The sequence below is a fragment of the Actinacidiphila glaucinigra genome (genome assembly GCF_900188405.1).
Classification (GTDB): domain Bacteria; phylum Actinomycetota; class Actinomycetes; order Streptomycetales; family Streptomycetaceae; genus Actinacidiphila; species Actinacidiphila glaucinigra.
Window position 1 is genome coordinate 313367 of sequence record NZ_FZOF01000007.1, and the last position, 20408, is coordinate 333774.

General features: G+C 72.8%; 19 protein-coding genes. 9 read left to right on the plus strand and 10 right to left on the minus strand.

What is annotated here, in order from left to right; genetic code table 11:
* Window positions 1-148: 148 nt before the first annotated feature.
* Window positions 149-2221, plus strand: a complete 2073-nt coding sequence (locus tag CHF15_RS17455; RefSeq protein ID WP_089224728.1) for a DUF1996 domain-containing protein — start codon at window positions 149-151, stop codon at window positions 2219-2221.
* A 78-nt stretch (window positions 2222-2299) separates the two neighbouring features.
* Here the strand turns inward: CHF15_RS17455 and CHF15_RS17460 are convergent, their stop codons facing one another.
* Window positions 2300-3679: a hypothetical protein gene (locus tag CHF15_RS17460; protein ID WP_089224729.1), complete on the minus strand. Its 1380-nt coding sequence runs from the start codon at window positions 3677-3679 to the stop codon at window positions 2300-2302.
* 483 nt (window positions 3680-4162) lie between these two features.
* Here CHF15_RS17460 and CHF15_RS17465 point away from each other — a divergent pair, with 483 nt between their 5' ends.
* Window positions 4163-6373 (plus strand): HelD family protein, encoded by a 2211-nt coding sequence (locus CHF15_RS17465; RefSeq protein ID WP_089224882.1) that lies wholly within the window; start codon window positions 4163-4165, stop codon window positions 6371-6373.
* A gap of 97 nt (window positions 6374-6470) precedes the next feature.
* Window positions 6471-7238: a hypothetical protein gene (locus CHF15_RS17470; protein WP_245938882.1), complete on the plus strand. Its 768-nt coding sequence runs from the start codon at window positions 6471-6473 to the stop codon at window positions 7236-7238.
* Between the two features lie 22 nt (window positions 7239-7260).
* Here CHF15_RS17470 and CHF15_RS17475 read toward each other — a convergent pair whose 3' ends face one another.
* Together CHF15_RS17475 and CHF15_RS17480 are read right to left on the minus strand one after the other, a co-directional pair.
* Window positions 7261-7917 carry an aggregation-promoting factor C-terminal-like domain-containing protein gene (locus CHF15_RS17475; RefSeq protein ID WP_089224730.1) on the minus strand — a complete coding sequence of 219 codons (657 nt, stop codon included), beginning with the start codon at window positions 7915-7917 and terminating at the stop codon, window positions 7261-7263.
* Window positions 7918-8151: 234 nt separating this feature from the next.
* Window positions 8152-9666, minus strand: a complete 1515-nt coding sequence (locus tag CHF15_RS17480) for a SulP family inorganic anion transporter (RefSeq protein ID WP_089224731.1) — start codon at window positions 9664-9666, stop codon at window positions 8152-8154.
* 368 nt (window positions 9667-10034) lie between these two features.
* On the opposite strand from CHF15_RS17480, the gene CHF15_RS17485 reads away from it, so the two are divergent.
* Together CHF15_RS17485 and CHF15_RS17490 are read left to right on the plus strand one after the other, a co-directional pair.
* The gene (locus CHF15_RS17485; RefSeq protein WP_089224732.1) at window positions 10035-10439 is read left to right on the plus strand and encodes a MerR family transcriptional regulator; all 405 of its coding nucleotides are present in this window, start codon (window positions 10035-10037) and stop codon (window positions 10437-10439) included.
* A gap of 137 nt (window positions 10440-10576) precedes the next feature.
* The gene (locus CHF15_RS17490; RefSeq protein WP_089224733.1) at window positions 10577-11263 is read left to right on the plus strand and encodes a TIGR04222 domain-containing membrane protein; all 687 of its coding nucleotides are present in this window, start codon (window positions 10577-10579) and stop codon (window positions 11261-11263) included.
* Between the two features lie 37 nt (window positions 11264-11300).
* On the opposite strand, the gene CHF15_RS17495 is transcribed toward CHF15_RS17490, so the two are convergent.
* The gene (locus CHF15_RS17495; protein ID WP_089224734.1) at window positions 11301-12872 is read right to left on the minus strand and encodes a hypothetical protein; all 1572 of its coding nucleotides are present in this window, start codon (window positions 12870-12872) and stop codon (window positions 11301-11303) included.
* Between the two features lie 158 nt (window positions 12873-13030).
* Window positions 13031-13456, minus strand: coding sequence for an SRPBCC family protein (locus tag CHF15_RS17500; protein WP_089224735.1), 426 nt, complete (start codon window positions 13454-13456; stop codon window positions 13031-13033).
* Between the two features lie 113 nt (window positions 13457-13569).
* On the opposite strand from CHF15_RS17500, the gene CHF15_RS17505 reads away from it, so the two are divergent.
* Window positions 13570-14118 (plus strand): CGNR zinc finger domain-containing protein, encoded by a 549-nt coding sequence (locus tag CHF15_RS17505; protein ID WP_089224736.1) that lies wholly within the window; start codon window positions 13570-13572, stop codon window positions 14116-14118.
* A 30-nt stretch (window positions 14119-14148) separates the two neighbouring features.
* Here CHF15_RS17505 and CHF15_RS44920 read toward each other — a convergent pair whose 3' ends face one another.
* The 4 genes from CHF15_RS44920 to CHF15_RS17525 all read right to left on the minus strand — a co-directional run bounded on the left by CHF15_RS44920 (window position 14149) and on the right by CHF15_RS17525 (window position 17490).
* The gene (locus CHF15_RS44920; protein ID WP_179279840.1) at window positions 14149-14586 is read right to left on the minus strand and encodes a hypothetical protein; all 438 of its coding nucleotides are present in this window, start codon (window positions 14584-14586) and stop codon (window positions 14149-14151) included.
* Window positions 14587-14683: 97 nt separating this feature from the next.
* The gene (locus tag CHF15_RS17515) at window positions 14684-15889 is read right to left on the minus strand and encodes a cytochrome P450 (RefSeq protein WP_089224738.1); all 1206 of its coding nucleotides are present in this window, start codon (window positions 15887-15889) and stop codon (window positions 14684-14686) included.
* 34 nt (window positions 15890-15923) lie between these two features.
* Window positions 15924-17291 (minus strand): NAD(P)/FAD-dependent oxidoreductase, encoded by a 1368-nt coding sequence (locus tag CHF15_RS17520; protein WP_089224739.1) that lies wholly within the window; start codon window positions 17289-17291, stop codon window positions 15924-15926.
* Window positions 17281-17490, minus strand: coding sequence for a ferredoxin (locus CHF15_RS17525; protein ID WP_089224740.1), 210 nt, complete (start codon window positions 17488-17490; stop codon window positions 17281-17283). The genes CHF15_RS17520 and CHF15_RS17525 overlap by 11 nt, the downstream gene beginning before the upstream one ends.
* A gap of 120 nt (window positions 17491-17610) precedes the next feature.
* Between CHF15_RS17525 and CHF15_RS17530 the strand changes: the two genes are divergently transcribed.
* Window positions 17611-17811 (plus strand): hypothetical protein, encoded by a 201-nt coding sequence (locus tag CHF15_RS17530; RefSeq protein ID WP_106435009.1) that lies wholly within the window; start codon window positions 17611-17613, stop codon window positions 17809-17811.
* A gap of 30 nt (window positions 17812-17841) precedes the next feature.
* On the opposite strand, the gene CHF15_RS17535 is transcribed toward CHF15_RS17530, so the two are convergent.
* Window positions 17842-18231, minus strand: a complete 390-nt coding sequence (locus CHF15_RS17535) for a hypothetical protein (RefSeq protein ID WP_089224741.1) — start codon at window positions 18229-18231, stop codon at window positions 17842-17844.
* Window positions 18232-18507: 276 nt separating this feature from the next.
* Between CHF15_RS17535 and CHF15_RS17540 the strand changes: the two genes are divergently transcribed.
* Window positions 18508-19044 carry a hypothetical protein gene (locus tag CHF15_RS17540; protein ID WP_089224742.1) on the plus strand — a complete coding sequence of 179 codons (537 nt, stop codon included), beginning with the start codon at window positions 18508-18510 and terminating at the stop codon, window positions 19042-19044.
* A gap of 235 nt (window positions 19045-19279) precedes the next feature.
* The gene (locus CHF15_RS17545) at window positions 19280-20389 is read left to right on the plus strand and encodes a VanZ family protein (RefSeq protein WP_143681579.1); all 1110 of its coding nucleotides are present in this window, start codon (window positions 19280-19282) and stop codon (window positions 20387-20389) included.
* The last annotated feature ends 19 nt before the right edge of the window (window positions 20390-20408 follow it).

Here is a 20408-nt window from a genome sequence, read left to right on the forward strand (position 1 = left end):
AACGCTCCTGGGGTGACGTCCGTATGTGTCGATGGCTTGTCGTGTTCAGGCCGCCAATCATCAGGCGCGCAGGAGGGTTTCCTTGGTACGCAATTCGCGCAGACGTGCTACCGGCACACGTAGCGGCAGCTTTGTAGCCGTCGCCCTGATGCTGGGAGGTGGAGTCCTGGTCACGGCGAACGTCTTCGCCTCGGCGACCGAGGGGGAGACGGCCCAGACGGCCCCCGTGGGTCAGGCGTACACCGTCGACTGCCCCGACGTCGGTACGGCGCTGACCTCCGTGCCCGAGCAGGCGAAGGGGGACGTCGACAAGGAACTCGCCCTGCTGGACCAGCAGATAGCCGAGGCCTACCAGAGGCTGAAGGAGACGTCGGCAGCCCAGCAGCAGGACCCCGGCTTCGTGGACAACGCGATCCTGGGCCCGCTGAAGGACAAGCGCGCCGCGACGATCGCGCGCATCCTGCAGGCCATCGACCGCGTCGGGGACCCCCCGCAGGAAATCGAGGGCCTCGCCGGGTGCACGGCGGTCCGCACCACCGGCGCCGAGGAGGGCCAGCAGGGCCAGGAAGGCCAGCAGGGTCAGGCCGGAGAGGAGGGCCAGCAGGGCAGCCCGCAGCCGTCCACGGGTGACGGCGGCCAGAACGGCCAGGCCGGACAGGGCGACCAGGGCGACCAGGGCGGCGGACAGGCCGGCGCGGGTCAGGGCGGAAACGGCCCCGTCGTGGGGGACTTCGCCGACATCATGAGCGTGAACCCGAACGCGCCGCGCGGCCCCCAGCCGTCGGACGCCTCTTCCGGCACGTTCTCGTCCGACTGCGGTGTCAACGCGGGCGGTCTGTTCAACTCCGACAACATCATCGCCGCCCCCGGAGTGACCAACGGCGCCCACCACTTCCACGACTACATCGGCAACCAGTCCAACAACGGACTCGCCACGATCGACGATCTCGCCAAGGCCGAGACGAGCTGCAAGGACCAGGGCGACAAGTCGTCGTACTACTGGCCCGTGCTGCGCGTGCAGGACGGCACCGTGGAGCGGGACGCCCAGGCGCCCGGCGGCGGCACCGAGGGCAACGCCGGCAAGATCGTGACCCCCGAGCAGGTCACGCTCACGTTCGTCGGCAACCCCGTCAGCAAGGTCACGGCCATGCCGCGGCTGCTGCGCATCATCACGGGCGACGCGAAGGCGTTCGTCAACGGGCCGGCCAACGCCAACGCCTCCTGGAGCTGCACGGGCCTCGAGGACCGGCAGCTGAAGGACAGGTACCCGCTCTGCCCCGACGGCAGTGACGTGGTCCGCACCTTCCGCTTCCAGAGCTGCTGGGACGGCCAGAACGTCGACAGCGCCAACCACCGCACCCACGTGGCGTTCGCCGACGCGGGCGGCAACTGCCCGCAGGGCTTCAAGGCCATCCCGCAGCTGGTCCAGCGCATCGTGTACGACGTCAAGGCGCCGAGCGTCCAGGACGGCGGCAAGACGGTGCCGTTGTTCGCGGTGGACTCCTTCCCCGAGAACCTGCACAAGCCGGTCACCGACCACGGCGACTTCATCAACATCTTCGACGAGGGCCTGATGCAGGAGGTGGTCGACTGCATCAACGAGGGCCGCACCTGCGGCCCCGGCGACGACGGCGCGGAGGAGCCCGGCGACGGCGGGAACGACAACCCCGGCGGGGAGGAGCCCGGCGACGGGGGCAACGACAACCCCGGTGACGGGGGCAACGACAACCCCGGCGGGGAAGAGCCCGGCGACGGCGGGAACGACAACCCCGGCAACGGCGGGAACGACAACCCCGGTACGGAGGAGCCCGGCAACGGGGGCAACGACAACCCCGGTGACGAGCAGCCCCCCGCCGACACCCCGGACGACGACCAGAACGGAGGCGGCGACACCCCCGACGCCCCCGTCACGGTGACGCCCAAGGCCGACTCCACGCCTCCGGCGGACCAGGACGACACCGCCACCCCGCCCGCCGGCGGTCACGAACACCACAGCGAGCAGGGCGGGCAGGGCGGCCAGCAGGAGCAGCAGTCGGCGGCGCCGACCCAGACCCCCGCCCCCGGTGCGTTCGCCCCGAGCCCCGCGGGACAGGCCGGCCAGCAGGCGATCAACGGCGGGCTGGCCGAAACCGGGACCAACCTGTGGCCGGCCGGCCTCGGAGCGGTCCTGGCGATCGCGGGATTCCTCCTGCTCCGTCAGGTGAAGCGCAGTTCGAACTAGCTCCGCCTTCCAGGCAGCCGCAGTGAAGTCCCCCTCGGCGACCGGGCGTACCGCCCGGTCGCCGAGGGCGTTGTGGGCCTAGGCCGGAACTCCCGCGCCGTCGAGGAGCCGGTGCATGTCCTCGGCGGGCAGGCTGGGGTTGCCGGCGGCGAGACGGGTCGTGTCGGGATCGTCGAGCAGCTCGCGGAGCAGTGGTACGGGGACCCGCGGGTGACGGGCCGCCGCCCCTCGCCGTTCCGGGTCGCGGGCGAACTCCGCCAGGGTCTCCGCGGGCAGTTCCGGGTCGGCCAGCGCGAGACGACGTTCCTCGGGGTCCGTCGAGTCCGCGAACCGCGCCGCGAGGCCCGCGGCGGGGAACCGCGGGTGGATGACGAACATCATGACCGCGCGGTGTGTGCCGTTGAGGTAGAGGTCCAGCAGGAGCTCCGGCGGCGGCTCCGGGTGGAACTCGCACAGCAGGAGCCGCACGGCGAAGTCCTCGTCCCGGGAGAGCAGTTCGACGAGATCGGGCTCCAGGCCGGGGCACACGGCCGCGCTGCGGCGCAGCCACGTGTGCGCCGAGGTCGCGCAACGCCGCAGGACGTCGGGGTCGTCCTGGGCCTCCCACACCCAGTCCAGCACGTCGAGGCGATCCTCGGGGCCCACGGTGTAGTCGACGGCCGCGCGTTGTCGCTCCGTCAGTTCCGGCCGGGCGGAGACGACCAGCCGCACGCGCGGATCCGGGTGGACGGCCAACCGCCGGACGAGGTCCGGCGGGAGGGAGGGGTTGGCGGCGACGGACCCCGGGTGGTCGTCGGCGACCAGGCGTTCGGCCAGCTCACGGCTCAGCAGCCCGCTGCGGAGTACCGTCTCCCGACCCCAGGAGCCCGCGAGGCTCTCCACGAGCCAGGCGGTGCGTTCGGCGTCCTGATGGCAGACTCGCAGCGCCGCGGCCCGCCGCACATCGAGGTCGTCGTCGTGGAGCAGTGCCTCTTTGGCGTTGTCGGTGAGGAGGTCCCACGCGCGGCACGCCGCTTGGCGCAGGGGGCCGTCCGGATGGTCCGCCAGTCCCGCCAGCAGGTGGCCGGGTACGGCGCGCGAGTTGACGGTCTCGTGGCGGATCCGTCGCTCCGGGTGGGCGAGGAGACGTTCGTACGCCCGGTCGGGCAGCGGGTCGACGCGTTTCCGGTACGGTATCGGGCCGATCGCCAGGGCCATGACGACCTTCGGCGACGGATCGTCGAGGAGGCGGGCCCGCAGCGCCGGGTCCGCGTTCGCGCTCAGGGCGAACTCCGACCGCAGTTCCGGGTCGGGGTCCGCCAGGATCGCGTCGATCACGTCCAGGGGCAGCCCTCCGCGTTGGACGACGTTCCGCCTGATCGCCTGGTCGTCGTGTTTGAGCAGCCGCAGCAGGACGTCCGCGGGTGCGGAGGGATTCCAGGACAGATGGGCCAGGGCGGCGAGGTGGTGGTCGGCCATGGTGTCAGGCACCCCCCGCCGTGCGGCGCACGACCGCTCCCGCGATCAAGTCCGTCGCCACGGTGGCCACCGGCGGTTCGACGGCCCCTCGTGGTCCGTACGTCAACGACATCGCACGCACTTCGTGCCTCCCCACACCCGAATTCCGGTTACGGCGGGCGATTCTGCGGCACCCGCGGGGCCTTGCCGCAAGCCCCCCGGTGCGCTATACGTTGGGAATGGATTGGAGTGGACGCCCTCCTTTCCTTTTCTTTTGCGCGCCCGCGCCGGAGCCCGCCGGAGGGGCGTCCCGGCAGCGTCGGAGCGCCGGGGCCCAGGCCCCGCCCCGAACACGAGAAATCCCCGTACCGCAATTGCGGTACGGGGATTTCCTCACGTATATTGAGTGTTTCTGTGCGCGCACAGAAACGGCCCCTCATCGGGGGCCACTGGAAACAGCATATCCGACAGGGAGCGAATGTGTCAACTCGCGAAAGAGTCGAACTGCAGAAGGAGCAGGAATTCATCGACCGGCTCTACGAGCGGGTCGACACGCTGCGCGGTGTCGCCGCCCGGCACGTCGACGACGCGCTGTCCCCGGTGGGCAGCGGCATGCAGGCCCGTCTGGAACGCGACGTCCTCGTCGCCGAACGGTCCGGGCTGCTGGCGGCCCTCAACGCGGTCGACGGCTCGCTGTGCTTCGGCCGGATCGACCTCACCGGCGGTGCCGCGCACCACATCGGCCGCATCGGGATCCGTGAGGACGACACCGACCACACCCCCCTCCTGATCGACTGGCGGGCACCGGTGGCCCGGCCGTTCTACCTCGCCACCGGGCACACCCCCATGGGGCTGCGCCGGCGCAGGCACATCACCACCGAGGGCCGCCGGGTCACCGAACTGCACGACGAGATCCTCGACCTCGAGGACGGCGACCGCAGCGGCTTCGAGGACCGCACCGGCGACGCCGTGCTGCTGGCCGCCCTCAACTCGGCGCGCACCGGCCGCATGGCCGACATCGTGCGGACCATCCAGGCCGACCAGGACCGCATCATCCGCGCCCCGCACCGCGGCGTCCTCGTCGTCGAGGGCGGCCCCGGCACCGGCAAGACCGCGGTGGCGCTGCACCGGGCGGCCTTCCTGCTGTACGAGCACCGCGAGCTGCTGGCCAAGCGGGCGGTCCTGATCGTGGGCCCCAACCCGGCCTTCCTGCGCTACATCGGCGAGGTGCTGCCCGCCCTCGGCGAGACCGGCGTCATGCTGGCCACGCAGGCCGAGCTCTTCCCCGGCGTCCACGCCCGCGGCACCGACACCCCGCACGCGGCGGCCGTCAAGGGCGCCGCGGGCATGGCCGAGGCGCTCGCGCTCGCCGTTCGCGACCGCCAGGCGCTGCCCGAGCCCGGCGCGCCGGTGGTCATCCGGCACGACGACGGCGAACTCGTCCTGGACTGGGAGATCGCCTACCAGGCCCGTGAGGCAGCCCGCGAGACGCGCCTGCCGCACAACCTGGCCCGGCCGTACTTCGCGTTCCACGTCATCGACGCCCTCACCGCGCAGCTCGCCGACCGCATCGGCGCGGACCCGTACGGCGGCCCCAACTTCCTCGGCCCGGACGACCTCGCGCAGCTCGGCAAGGGCGTCGCCGCCAGCCAGGAGGTGCGGGCGGCCGTCGCGGAGCTGTGGCCGATGCTCACCCCCCAGGAGTTCCTCGCCGGCTATCTGGCGGAGCCGGCGTACCTGCCGGAGGGGGACGCCGAGGCGATCCGCCGGGCCCCCGGAGAAGGCGAGTGGACCCCGGCCGACGTTCCGCTCCTGGACGAGGCGGCCGAACTGCTCGGCGTCGACGACAGCGCCGCACGGGCCGCCGCCGAGGCCGAGCGCCAGGAGCAGATCGCCTACGCGCAGGGCGTCCTGGAGGTGTCGCGCGGATCGGAGTCCTTCGAGTTCGAGGACGGGGAGTCCGAGGTCCTGGCGGCCCACGACATCATCGACGCCGAGCGGATGGCCGACCGGCAGGAGGAGGCCGACCACCGCAGCGCGGCCGAGCGGGCCGCCGCCGACCGGACCTGGGCGTTCGGGCACATCATCGTCGACGAGGCGCAGGAGCTGTCGCCGATGGCGTGGCGTCTGCTGATGCGCCGCTCCCCGACCCGCTCGCTGACCCTCGTCGGCGATCCGGCGCAGACCGCCGAGGAGGCGGGCGTCGGTTCCTGGGACAAGATCCTCGAGCCGTACGTCGGCGACCGCTTCGAGCACGTGCGGCTGGACGTCAACTACCGCACGCCCGCGGAGATCATGGACCTGGCCGCGCAGGTCGTACGCGCCGAGGACCCGGCCTTCGAGCCGCCCCGCTCGGTGCGCTCCACCGGCGAGAAGCCGTGGACGCGGCACGCCGGTACGGATCTGGCCGGCGCGGTGGCCCGGGCCGTCGCGGAACTGACCCCCGACGAGGGGCGCCTGGCGGTGATCGCGCCGCGTGCGCTGCACGAGGAGATCGCCGCCGCGCTCGACGGTGTCACGCCCGGTGCCGAGCCCGACCTCACCCGGCCCGTGGTGCTGCTCGGCCCCCGCGAGGCCAAGGGGCTCGAGTTCGACCACGTGCTGGTCGTGGAACCGGGGGAGTTCGGGACCAGCGACCTGTACGTGGCCCTGACCCGGGCCACCCAGCGCCTGGGCATCGTCCACCGCGAGGCTCTGCCCGAGTCGCTTCGCTGACCGCCGCGGCCCCTCACGATCCCGGCGCGCACGCGCCGGGATCGTGAGGGGCCGCCCCCTCCTTCCCCGCGCGGTGCGGCGGCCCCACACCGGGCGCGTGGCTCCCGACCTCCCGCCGGTCCCGGACCGGCCCTCGCCGCGAGCCCCGCGGACGACGACGGCTGACGAGGGCCGCGCCGCGCCGCTTCACCGGCTCGCCGCGCACCGGCAGCGATCGGGTTCGAGCGCCGTCGACCTGTCCGAACCCCCCACCCCGCCCGCGCTGCGGCGGCTCGCGCCCGAACTCGGGCTGCACACCGCGGACCTCTTCGTGATCGCCGGGGTCGACGTCCCCGGCGACCTCGCTCCCGTCGACCCGAGCGCCGGACGCCACAACCCGCGACTCGTCCGGGCCGTCCTCGTCCTGCCGCCGCGGCAGCGGACCGTCCTGCGCCGGTACGCGGCGGCGCTGCCGCAGCAGGAGCGCCCGGCACCCGCCCCCGGACCGCCGGCCCACGAGCGGTACCCGGACGGCCCAGGCGCCCTGCTCATGCGCCTGGTGAGGAACCGCAACCTCGGCTGGACGGCAACGGCCATGACCTTCCTGCTGCTCACGGGCCGCTACTGGTCGGCGGCCACCTACGGACGCGTGGCCCGCGGCACCGTCCCACTGACCGCGGAACTCCTCGCCGACTTCTGCGCCGTCCTCGACGTGCCCGCCGACGACCTGGCGGCCGTGACAGGCGTGGCGCTTCCCGGGCCCGATACGTCCCCGACCGCGAACGCGGGCACCGCCGGTGTCGCCGAACTCATCTGGGACGTGCGTCGCCTCACCGAGAGCCGACTGCGCGCGGTCACGGACCTCGCGGAAGCCATGCGGCGCTGACCGGCCGCCCGAAGGGCCGGCGCTAGTACCAGTTGTTGGCCTGCCAGAACGACCAGGCTCCGCAGGGACTGCCGTAGCGGCTGTCCATGTACTTCAGGCCCCACTTGATCTGGGTGCCGGGGTTGGTGCGCCAGTCGGCGCCTGCGGAGGCCATCTTGGAGCCGGGCAGGGCCTGGACGAGACCGTAGGCGCCCGAGGAGGAGTTCGTCGCCGTGTAGTTCCAGCCGCTCTCGTGGGTGACGATGTTGGAGAAGCACTGGTACTGCGACGCGTCGCCGATGAGCGCCTGCGCCATGGCCTGGACCTCGGCGACGGTGTACGAGGCCTTCACGACCAGCGCGGCGCGGGCGGCCGCCTCGGCCTTGCGGTCGGCCTCGGCCTTCGCCTCCGCGGCCATGCGGGCGGTGGCGTCCTTGCCGGCCTGCTTGCGGGCGGCCTGCTCGGCGGCCTTCCTGGTGCCGGTGTCGGCGGCGTCGGACTGCGCCTTCACCTGCTGGGTCAGGGACGCCTGCTGGACCTGCTGGCCGGCGGGTATGTCCGCGAGGACGGTGGTGGAGTCGGTGGCGGCGACGGGCTGCACGCTCGCCTGGCTGCTCGTGGCGACACCGACGACGGCGCCCACGGAGGTGACCGCCGTGGCCGAAGCCACCGCGATCCCCCGGACCGAGATCCGGCTCACACGGTTTCCTTCCAGCGTGGCCCGTTCGGTGACCTCCCGGACGCGATCGTGCCCCTGCCGCCAACTCCGTTGCCCCGCACGCGAGTACGTACGGTTGCGCCGAGGGCAGGGCCTGACTGGAGCGACAGCCTGCCGCAGGGAAAGGCCCAAGGCAATTCCCCCGGCGCATTTCCTTACCCGCGCATCATCGGCCCCGGCGGTCCCTCCCTGTATCAACCGAAACAGCCGGTGGCTTCAGTGGCCGGTGAGTTCGCCGGTGAGCCTGCCGTGGAGGGCGGCGCTGGGCCGGTTGAGGCCGACGATCTCGACGGTCTTGCCGCGCTGGGCGTACTTCGTCTCGACGGCGTCCAGCGCGGCGACGGAGGACGCGTCCCAGATGTGCGCGGCGGACAGGTCGATGACGACCCGGTCCGGGTCGGTGGCGTAACGGAAACGGCCGACCAGGTCGTTGGAGGAGGCGAAGAAGAGCTCTCCGGTCACGGAGTACACGACGGTCGTCCCGTCGGGGTCGACGACGGCGGTGACGTCCGCGAGGTGGGCGACCCTCCTGGCGAAGACGACCATCGCGGTCAGGGAGCCGACCACCACACCGATCGCCAGGTTGGAGGTGGCCACGACGACCACGACGGTGACGGCCATGACGGCGATCTCCCCGGCCGGCATCCGCCGCAGCGTCTTCGGCGCGATGGAGTGCCAGTCGAACGTGGCGAAGGAGACCATGACCATCACCGCGACCAGCGCGGCCATCGGGATGTCGGAGACGACCGGGCCGAAGACGATGCACAGCACCATCAGGAACGCGCCGGCGAGGAAGGTGGACAGCCGGGTACGGGCGCCGGAGACCTTCACGTTGATCATCGTCTGGCCGATCATGGCGCAGCCGCCCATGCCGCCGAAGAATCCCGTGACGATGTTGGCGATGCCCTGTCCGATGGACTCGCGGGTCTTGGAGGAGCGGGTGTCGGTGATGTCGTCGACGAGCTTGGCCGTCATCAGCGACTCCATCAGCCCGACCAGCGCCATCGCCAGCGCGTAGGGGGCGATGGTGGTGAGGGTGTCCATGGTGAACGGGACGTCGGGCAGGCCGGGCACCGGCAGCGAGGACGGCAGGGCGCCCTTGTCGCCCACGGTCGGCACCGCGATCCCGGCGGCGACCGTGAGGACGGTCAGGGTCACGATGGACACCAGCGGTGCCGGGACGACCTTGGTGACCTTCGGGAAGAACACCATGAGCGCCAGGCCCGCGGCGATGAGCGGGTAGACCGGCCACGGCACGTCGTGCATCTCCGGGACCTGCGCCACGAAGATCAGGACGGCGAGGGCGTTGACGAAGCCGACCATGACCGAGCGCGGCACGAAGCGCATGAGCTTGGCGACCCCGAGCGCTCCCAGGACGATCTGGAAGAGCCCGGCGAGGATGACGGCGGCGACGAGGTAGCCGAGTCCGTGCTCGCGGTTGAGGGGCCCGATGACCAGGGCCACGGCCCCGGTCGCGGCCGAGATCATGGCGCGGCGTCCGCCGACGACGGAGATGGTCACCGCCATGGTGAAGGAGGCGAACAGCCCGATCGCCGGGTCGACCCCGGCGATGATCGAGAACGAGATGGCCTCGGGGATCAGCGCGAGGGCGACCACCAGGCCGGCCAGCACCTCGGTGCGCCACACCTTCGGGTCGGCGAGCCAGTCGGGGCGCAGGGCGCGCAGTCGTGCGGCGGGGGAGGGCGCGGCGGCAGCGGCGGAAGAGGACAAGGGAACGGGGAACCTGTCGTGCTCGGGCACGCCCCCGTGGGTGGTGGGGGAGTACGGGAAGGGCGCGGGGGCCGGGACGGCACCCGCGGGCGGCCGGGACTACGGACGACCGGCGGCACGTACGCGTGACCGCGCTCGCCTCACCGGACCGTCAGGGCGGGCAGACGGCGGCGCCCGGCACCACGGACACGCCCACGTTCGTCTCCCGCACGGTTCGAGATCTCGCCGGGGGCGTCGTCGGCCCCGACACGGCAGTGTGCGGACCCACCGGGCCCGCACCGGCAACTCTACCCTGACGTTAGGGTAGGGATCGGTGAGGGCGCGGACGATGCTCCGCCGGCCGGCGGAGAAGGGGCAGGGCCACGGACGTGGACGGCAGGCACATGCAGATCGGCGAGGTCGCCGCGCGGACCGGGCTGTCCCTGCGCACCATCCGGCACTACGAGGAGACCGGCCTGGTCACGCCGTCCGCCCGCTCCCAGGGCGGATTCCGCCTCTACACCGAGACCGACGTCGCCCGGCTCATGGTGATCCGCCGGATGAAGCCGCTCGGCTTCAGCCTGGACCAGATGCGCGACCTGCTCGAGGCCATCGACCGCCTCGACGCCGCGGACCCGCCCGCGGGCGACGACCGGCAGGCGCTGCTGGACCGTGTGCGCGCCTACGAACAGGACGCCGCCCGCAAGATCGAGGAGCTGCGCGTGCAGCTGTCCCGCGCCGAGGACTTCGCCGCCACCCTCCGCACCCGCCTGACCGGCCCCGGCCGGTCCTGAACGGACCGCCCGCACCTACACCACCGGCCGTACGCCCGCTACGGCAGTCTCAAATCGGCCTCTGAACCCCGGCCCGGAAGGCTTCGACCACCCCAGGCGGTGGGCACGTACCCGGCAGAGGCACGGGGGGAGAGGCCATGGACGAGGCGACGGCGGTCCGGCTGGAACCGCACGAGATCGCGATGCTGCGCGGCGGCCCCAGAGCCGCCCTGACGGTGGCCGTGGTGGCGCTGCACCTGCGTGGCGCCGTGGAGTCCGGCCGGCCGGGCACCCTGCGCCGGGAGCCCTCCCCGGAGCAGGCGGACCCGCCGCCGCACCGCCATCCGCTGGAGAAGGCGGTTCGCGTCGGGCTGTACCGCCCGGCGGGGATCAGGGAACTGCTCGGCCGCGCGGTCGTGCGCAGGGCGCTGTCGCGGATGCGGGCGGAGCTGGCCGGGGCGGGGCTGCTGCGCCTGGTGCGCGCCAGCCCGACCCGGGGCGCCCGCCGGTACGTCGCCGACCTGCGGCGGAACACGCCGATGCCCGAGCACCGCGCGGGCCTCGCGGAGCAGGACATCCTGCTCGCCGTCGCCCTCTACGGCGACCCCGCGCTGACCGCGCTCGTGCCGGCGTTCACGGCCGAGGCCGGGCTGATCGGCCGGGGAGCGGTCGCGGACGAGGGCCTGTTCCCGTTCGGCCGGCACGAGTTCCTGCGCTGGCGCGCCGACTACCCCGAGGACGGCTCGGGTTACGGCACCGACGGCGGCGCGGGCCACGGCGGCCACTCCGCCGACCACTCCGGCGGCGGCTTCGGCTGCGGCGGAGGGGGCGGCGGTCCGGACTGACGACGACGCCGGCGCGGGCGCCGTCGCGCGGCAGCGGTCAGAAGCCGAGGGACTTCGTCGTGTAGGCGCACTCGGTGTAGATGTAGCCGGACTGGAGCCTGGCCGTGTCCGACGCCGGGCTCGACCCGTCGGACGACGTCGACTTGTGCACGAAGTACGTGGTGCCGACGGGCAGCCGGATGGTGCGCTGGGGGTAGTTCCTGCTGCTGTCCTGGCAGGGCTTGAAGCCCGCAAGCGAGGGCGTCAGGAGGGAGTACGAGGTGCAGCCGCGGCAGGCCTTGAGCGTGAGGCTGCCGGTCACCGGCCCGGTGTAGAGCACCGTGATCGGGTTGGGGCTGTCGTTCTTGATCGTGACCGAGATGCTGCCGCCGGAGGCCAGGGTGGGCAGCCGCTTGCCCGCCGAGGGGATCTCGTCCGCGACCTCCGCCGCGATGGCGAACTTCTTGGCCAGTGCCCGGTTCCCGGCGCTCTTGTTGTCGGCGACGTACTTGTTCATCGTCTCCCGCGCCTCGCCGAAGTCGCCCTCCTTGTACTGGTCGACCCCGCAGGCGTACACCCCGGAGTCGGCGCTCCTGCCGGCCCGGGCGGCGGAGGCGGCGACGGCCTCGGCGGCGTCCCCGGTCCCGGCGTTCAGGCCGCCGGCCTGGGTGCCGAGGGTGCGCAGCCGGTCGACGGCGGCGCAGGGATCGGAGCCGTGCACGCCCTTCGCGGCCTTGTCCACGGCCGAGTCGACGGCGGGTGCGACCTTCGCGGCCTGCTCCGAGTCGGCGAAGGTGCGCAGGAGTTCGCCGAAGTTGCCCGTCCAGTCGGCGTCCTCGCCGCCCAGCCGCTGCGCACCGCACTCGTAGAGGGAGGTGGCCAGGCGGTCGTCGGGCCATGCGGCGAGCGTGCCGAGCGCCTGCCTGCCCATGGTGGCGGGGACCGTGCGCAGGTACGTCAGCGCCGGGATCGCCGTGCAGTAGTCCTGCTGCTCGTAGGCGGCGCCGACGGTCGTGTAGTAGGTCTTCAGCCGGTCGGGCACCCGGGCGGCGGCCCGGGAGTCCGGGTGGCCGGATCTGATCTCCCGGTACTCGCGCAGGGCCTTGCGGTAGTCGGATTCGGCCACGCCGAAGGGTCTGCTCCCGCCCGCCCGCACCAGCCGGTCGGCCTGGTCGAGCCGGTCGAGGAGCGCCTGCTCGTTGGCCTCGGCGCGGGCCATGTCGTACAGCACGACGCCGCCGGCGGGCACCGCCAGCAGCACCAGGCCGAGGGCGATCGCCAGGGGAGAGCCGGTGGGCCACACCAGCCGGGTGCGCAGGCCGACCACGGCGCCGTGGACGCCCGCGGCCAGCAGGAGGACCAGGTAGACGACGACCAGGCCCATGGGCACGCCGTCCGGGTCCGCGGGCAGCGCCACCAGCAGCAGGACGCCGGTCGCCAACCAGCACGCCACCATGTACGTCCAGCGCCGGGTCAGGGCGTAACCGAGGCCGAGGCTGCTGAGGTTGAGCAGCCCGACCGCCGCCGCCCGCAGCCCGTCCGGCGGCGCGGGTGGCGGGGTGGAGGGCATGGGTGGAACGGCGAATCCGTAGCCGTATCCGTACGTGCCCCCGTGCGGTTGCTCGGACATGGCGGCTCCCCCCGTCAGCACTGCCCGCATGCCTGCAACATGTCAGTGTACGGACAGTAGTCGGATCTCGACAGTGAGTTCGAGGGGCGGAATCGGGCCACGGAGCCGCACGGCGGCGGTGCGTCCGGGGCCGGCGCGCGGGCGCCGGCCCCGGCGGGTCAGACGGCCTTGAAGGGCGCCCGGTAGGACTTGCGCAGGGATCCGGCGGCGACGGGGAGCAGCGTCGCGAGCACCTTGCCCTTGAGCGTGCCGGGCGTGCGGGTGAGTTCCACGTCGACCCGGGTGCCGTCCCCCTCCGGGGTCAGCTGGAAGACCCATCCGCCGCCGGGCCCGAAGACCTTCGAGTCGTGCGTGGCGATGACGACCCGCCCCTTCTCGGCGTCCCAGTCGTAGCGCGCCCGCTCCCATGCGGACGCGGTGCCCTCGGTCACCTCGGCCCAGGTGTCGCCGATGGCGTGGACCGTGAGGTGCTCGGCGTCGATGGTGGGCCAGTTCCTGGCCCGTGCGGGACCGAAGTCGGTGAGCACCGCCAGCGCCTCGGCCGGGCTGAGCGAGGAGGTCAGGTGAAAACGTACGACAGCCATTGCGGCGTCCCCCACATCAAAAGTAACCGTTCTGAACGGTGACGACTTTGGCACGGATGGAAATCACCTGTCAAGACAGTGACGTATCGCAGGTCACCGGTTAGGATGGTGATGTGAACCATGCCTTCCCCTGCGGGACGCTCGCCCTCGACTTCCTGGGCACGCTGCGCGCACGACGCAACGCGGTGCCCACGGAGAAGCTCGCCACGCCCGGGCTCCTGGACTCCTGGTTCGTCGAGTCCCGGATGCTCGACAGCGAGCCCGGCGCCGGCACGTCGGACCTCGAGGCGGCCCTGGAGCTGAGGGAGTCGATCTACACCCTGGTCGAGGCGCGGCTCGACGGCGCACCCCTGCCCGCCGAAGCGGTCGCCGCGGTCAACCGGCACGCGGCACAGGCCCCCGTCGTGACCCAGCTCGCCCCCGGCGGCACGAGCCGCTCCGGCTCCGCGGCACAGGGCCTGGCCGCCCTCGCCCGCGAGGCGGTCGAGATCATCGGCGGCGACGAGGGAACACTGCTGCGCGAGTGCGCCCGCCCCGAGTGCACCCAGGTCTACCTCGACCACTCCCGGGGCCGCCGCCGCGAGTGGTGCGCGATGCGCACCTGCGGCAACCGCGTCAAGGCCGCCGCCTTCCGCGCCCGCCACCGCACCACGGCGGAGTGAGGCGACCGGGGGGCCGGAGTGCGGTGGTCCTCAGGTGATCCGGCGGGGCGCCGGTGACCAGTCCGCCGGCAGCTCCACGTTCTCGTCGTGGTCGATCAGCAGCGGATAGCGGTCGCGCCACCACCGTTCCCGCTCCGGCCGCGGACCGGCCTGCGCGTCGAGCGGCTTCACCGGCCCCGTCGCGGCTCGGTACCGGGCGTCCAACGGCTCCAGCCGCTCCCGGCAGAACATCCGCATCGCCGGGGTGAGGATCGGCAAGGCCTCGTGCAACCAGTCGCGGCAGTCGATGTCGCTGAGGTACTCGAAGACCCACGTGGTGTCGTAGCCCTCCTCGACACCGACCACGAAGTACTTCCAGGACCTCATCTGGACGTAGAGGCTCGGAGCGCCATGGAACCGGCCGGCCAGAAGCTGCTGGGCCCGATCGGCGGACGCATGGTCCTCGGTGGTGAGTTGCGAGGCATCCACGCCCACAGCGTTCCAGACGCCGACCGGAGCGTCACCTCACCCACCGATCGGGCTCCCCGTGGACCCGGCCTCCTCTTGCCGCTCGCCGGTCGAGGCCTCAGAACCCGACGAGGAGGTGACGGGGACCGCGCAGCATCGCGTTGCGCCGGTAGGGCGGCGGGTCCTGCAGCAGGGTCGCCGTGCCGAGGCCGGGGAGGAGCGCGCCGAGCGCCGCCTGCGCCTCGATGCGCGCCAGCGGCGCGCCGTAGCAGAGGTGGATGCCGCTGCCGAAGCCGAAGTGCTCGTTGTCCTTGCGGGCGGGGTCGAACCGTTCGGGGTCCTGGAACCGCAGCGGGTCGCGGCTGCCCGAGGCGAGCGCCAGGATCACGGACGTCCCCTTCGGGATGACGGTCCCCGCGATCTCCACGTCCGCGAGCGGGATGCGCTCGCGCAGGTGCACCGGCGGCTCGTACCGCAGCAGTTCCTCCACCGTCTCCGGCAGCAGCTCCGGTTCACGGCGGAGCCGTTCCAGCTTGTCGGGGTGGCGCAGCAGCGTCAGCACGCCGTTGGTGATCAGGTTGACCGTGGTCTCGTGCCCCGCGATGAGGAGCAGGATCGCGGTCATCGCCAGTTCCTCCCCGGTGAGCCGCAGCTGCGGATCCGGTTCGTTGACGAAGTCCGAGAGCATGTCGCCGGTGGGCCGGCCGCGGCGCTGCTCCGCCAGACCGAGCAGGTACGCCCCCATCTGCATCCGGGCCTCGCGGCCCGCCTCGGCCCGCGCGGCGGTGTCCTCGCCCGGGCTGATGTCGGCGGAGGCGACCAGCAGGTCCGTCCACTCCCGGAACCGGGGCTCGTCCTCGCGCGGGACCCCCAGCAGCCGGCAGATGACCGTGACCGGCAGCGGGTAGGCGAGGTCGTCGACGATGTCGACGTGGTCGCGGCCCCGCAGCCCGTCCACCAGCTCCCCCGTGAACCGGGTGATCTCGCCCCGCATGGCGTCGACCCGCCCGGGGCTGTGCGGCGGGCCGAACGGGCGCATGGCCAGCGTGCGCAGCCGGTGGTGCTCGGGGTCGTCGAGCCGCAGGAACGGCAGGTGCTGGGTCTCCTCCGACGCCGCGGGGGCCGGGGTGGTGCGGTTGCGGGGGTCCGCGCTGAGCCTCGGGTCGTGGAGCAGGCCCACGATCTCGTGGTAGGTGCCGACCAGGTAGCTGCCGTCCGTCTGCCGCACCACGGGCCCGGCCTCGCGGAGCTCCGCGTAGAGGGGGTACGGGTCGGGGCGGCTGGCGTAGTCGGTGATCCGTTCCAGCAGGGTCTCGGCGGTCATGCGTGGTGGCTCCTCGTGGAAGGGCGGGGGCGGGTCACCCGGTGGGCTTCGCCAGGACCAGCCGCCGGTCCGGCAGGTACCCGGTGAGCGCGACGGTGGGACCGTGCGAGAGCCTGCTCGGGTCCGGCACGTCGGAGGGGAGCGGGACCTCGGCCGCCGCACGCCGGTCCGCCGCCCCCGGCGGGGGCGGGAACGGGGCCGCGGACTCGATGAGGCGCTCGTAGTAGTCCAGCGACTTGGCCATGTTGACCGTGACCGCCGCGGTCACCCGGCCGCGGTAGCCGTAGACCATCACCAGGCGGCGCGCCTCCAGCGAGCCCTGGGCGATGACCACCTCGTCGGAGAAGGTGGGGACGCCCACCGACTTGATGTTGTAGCCGAACTGGCTCGACCAGAACGTCGGGACCGAGAGGTGCGGACGCCGCAGCGGCCCCGGGCTGATCATGTTGTGCGCGGCCACCTCGGCCTGGTCCACCGCGTTGCGCCAGTGTTCGAGGGAGAGCAACTGGTACTCGTACAGCGGGTGCGGGAAGCGCGAGACGTCACCGGCCACGAAGACGTCGTCCGTGACGATCCCGTACATGTCGAACGCCCGGCACCCGGCGTCGCAGGCGATCCCGCGCGGATCCGCGGCCAGCCCCGAATCCGCCAGCCACTCCACGTTGCGGACCGCGCCCATGGCGACGACGCAGACGTCCGCGTCGACGCGGGTGCCGTCCGACAGGTCCGCGCCGGTGAACCTGCCGTTGCCGCGCAGCGAGGTGACGGTCACGCCGCAGCGCAGGTCCACGCCGTGTGCCCGCTGCATGGCCGCCGCGAGCTTCGACAGGGTCCCGCCGAGCGCGCCCACCAGCGGGGCGGGGCCGCGTTCGGTGACCGTGACCTCCAGACCGCGCTCGCGGCAGACCGAGGCGATCTCCGAACCGGTGAAGCCCGCGCCGATCACCAGTACCCGGCGCGGTCCCGCCGACAGCCGCTCGGCCAGGCGCGCGGCGTCGTCGCTGGTGCGCAGCGTGAACACTCCGTCGAGGGCCGCCTCCTCGGGAACGGGCCAGGGCCTCGCCCGGGTCCCGGTCGCGATCAGCAGCCGGTCGAACGGCAGCGACGAACCGTCGCCCAGCAGGACGCGCTTGCCGACCGGATCCAGTCCGGTGGCGCGCACCCCCAGCCGCCACTCCGCCTCCGGATCACGGCGCATCGGCAGCCCGGTGGAGTACGCCGACGCGTTGCCGAGCAGTACGTGCTTGGACAGCGGCGGCCGGTCGTACGGCGGGTGGGGCTCGTCCCCCACGACGGTGAGCGAACCGGTGAAGCCCTTCTCGCGCAGCGCCTCCGCGGCCCGCAGACCGGCCAGGGACGCGCCGACGACGACGATCCGGCCCTCCTTCAGGTCACCGGACACCGGCGCTCACCTCCTCGCCGACCAGGATCGCCTGCACCGGGCAGGCCGCGGCCGCCTGGCGCACGCGTTCGTACTGGTCCTCCGGCACCGCCGGGTCGTACAGCAGTGCTTCCTCGCCGTGCAGTTGGAACACGTCCGGCGCAAGGAACACGCACTGTGCATAGCCTTGGCAACGGGTGAGATCCACGACAACGCGCATGCCCAGCCACTCTCTCCGGCCCTCTGATGTCCCTTCATTGGTAAGCCCTGCGGGGGCGCGGCGCGCGTCCGGCTACTCCGCCAGGATGCGGCGCCGCCGTGGCGGGGCCAGGCTGGGCTGGTGCCATGCCGAGTGATCGTCTACCCGCCGTCGGGCAGTGGCGGCCGCCGCGTACGGTGCGACGGCAGGATCCTCGGCCTCGCCTACAGCCCCCGCGACGTCCTCGCGCTCGTCCGCCGCGCCGGGCTCCGCATGCGCCTGGGCGACCTGTACGACAGCGACCTCGTCGAGTGGCGCGGCGCCGGCCCGACGACCTGGTGACGGGGGTGCGTGCCGGGGGCGCCGGCGCGGTCACGCACGCGGCCAGAGCGGCTGCATCACGCCCAGGTCGATCACCGACACCCACTCGGCCGACGGGATCGCCCGCTCCAGCACGAACCACTCGTCCGGACGCCCGTCGAAGCCGGTGGCCGCCAGCGCCTCCGCGGACCCGGCGGGCAGCCTCGTACCCGCCCAGGCATGCCACCGCCGCGCCTCCGGCGCCGGAACCTCCACCGTGATCCGCACCGTGCGGTCGCGGAAGGGCCCGGGCAGCGACCCCGGGCTCGGATCGGTGGTCAGGTGCACGGCCCGTGCCAGTTCCGGTACGTCGTCCAGCCCCTCCGGCCAGGTCGCCCTGATCTCCGCGTCTGCCGAAATCAGCGGCCACAGCCCCGGCCGCGTGAAGTGGAAAAGCAGCATGCGGGGACCTTACTGGCGTATCACCGCCGCGTATGTTTCCGGCATGTGACGACGAGCGCCGCCGCGCGGCGGTCCGTTGCCCGTCGGTCCGCCTCAGCGCAGACGGTAGGGCGGTCCCTGGGCGCAGTTGCGCGGTGCGTTGTTGCCGCTGTCGCCGTGGCCCGCAGCACGGAGTGGAGTTCGGGCCGGCGTCGCCCGCCTGCCGCTCGCGGGGCAGCCGCCCAGCCGTGTCGGTGGGTCTTTGCCCGCGGCAAGCGTCCGCTGCTGGAAGCGCCCGTGTTCGACGGCATCGACCGGGAGCTGAAGGACGCCGTTCATACGTGGTGGCCGCGGGAAGGCGGTTGGCAGACCCTCCAGTTCAGCTCCGACATATGGGAGGACGACGATCTGCCCGCCCTCGTCGAATGGACCGGTGCACCGGCCTGCGTCGCGCAGGTGTCGGACAGCAGCCTCGCTCTGGTGACAGGGCTGGGCACCGACGGGCGGCGTTGGCAGGCATGGCTCAACCTGCACGTTGCCGCGGCACTCCTCACCGAGGAACCCGAGGACGTGGACGAGGTGATCTACTGGGTGGACACACCCGAGTTCCACGAGGCCGTGGGCCGCACACGCGCGGGACTCGACGCGCAGGTGCCTTCCGACGCCGCGGGTGCGCTCGCCTGGGCCGCGGCGGCGGGTGTCCCGGCCGCGGCGTCGCAGTCCCGGATCGAGGAGTTGCTGAGCTCGGAGGAGACCTTCGTGGAGGAGCTCTTCGGCGATCTGCTGGACACGTTGGGCTTTCCGGCGGCGACCGGGACCACACCGCAGCCGTAGGGGACGGCGTCGGGCCGCAGGGCCCGAGCTCCGGGCCGGAGCCGGTGGGCGAGCGGGTCGTGGCGATCTTCGGAGCGGCGGGGACGGCCTGTTACAGCTTGGTCATGAGTTGAGCCAGGACCCATGACGTGCGGGCGCCAGGGTGATCGCCGACGCGTCGCGATCCGCGCGCCGTCGGCTGGTCCCCGCACGCTCGAAAGGCACGACATTGATCGCTCTCGTCTTCGGAGGGCACGTGTTGTACCTCCTTCTCGTCGCCCTCGTCTCCGCCGCGGTGCTGGGGATCGTCGCGACCGCCCTGCGCGGCCGTTCCGACCGGCCGTGGACCTACGCGGCCTGGGCGGCCACGACGACGGCCACGCTGTTCCTGACCCTCTGGCTAAGACCCGTAGGCACAGGGGCGGTCAAGTGCATCGTGAGCAAGGACGTGTTGGAGTCGTTCGGGACGACCCAGGGCTGGATGAACGTCGCGCTGTTCGTGCCGATCGGATTCCTCGGAGTACGCGCGGCCCGGCGTCCCCTGCCGCCTGTGCTGCTGTCCGTCCTCCTGGCCGGCGGCATCGAGACCGTCCAGGCGTGCCTGCCGGTCATCGGCCGCTACTGCGACACCAGCGACTTCGTCACCAATGTCACGGGCGCCGTCGCGGGCGTGGGCGTCGGGGTCCTGTCCCTCCGCCTCGGCGCTTCGGGGCTCTCGCCCTGGCCGACGCGGCACCGCGGGCTGCTGGCCGCGACCGGGGCGGGATTCGTCGCCGTCGCCTGCGTGGTGTCGACCGTCGTCGACGTGCGCGTGGTCGACCACGCCGAGCCGAGCAGGCAGGCGTCCGCGGAGCAGCAGGCGGTGATCGGGCAGGCGATCCGCAAGGCGCTGGGCGACGACGTGACGATCGGCAGTGTCTCGGACAACAGGCCGTGCGGGGTCGACGGTGTGAACGAGGTGGTGTGGGCCGAACTGGAGCCGAACGGGGTCGCCTCCATGCGCTGGCCCGATCCGGACGGGTTCCAGGTCGACGTGTCGATGGGGCCTCGGACGGAGGCCGCCGCCCTCGGGAAGCCGATCCCTGGGTCCGCCGGGCCCGTCCGTGACGAGGCGGCCGCCGAACGGACCGCCGGCCGCTATGTGGCCGCGCACTATCCCACCGCCGACACGAAGCGGCCCGCGGTGGACCGCGCCGACGACGGCACGGGCGAGACCTGGACCGTCACGTACCCCTACCGCGACGACCGCATGACGGCGGTGACGTCGCTGGAGGTGAAGGTGAACTCCGCAAGCCGCCTCCTCGGCGTCCGCCTCACCGCACCCGCCCCCGACAGCCCGGCGAAGAACTTCGCGCCCTGCGCCTGACCCAGCGCCAGTGAAGGCT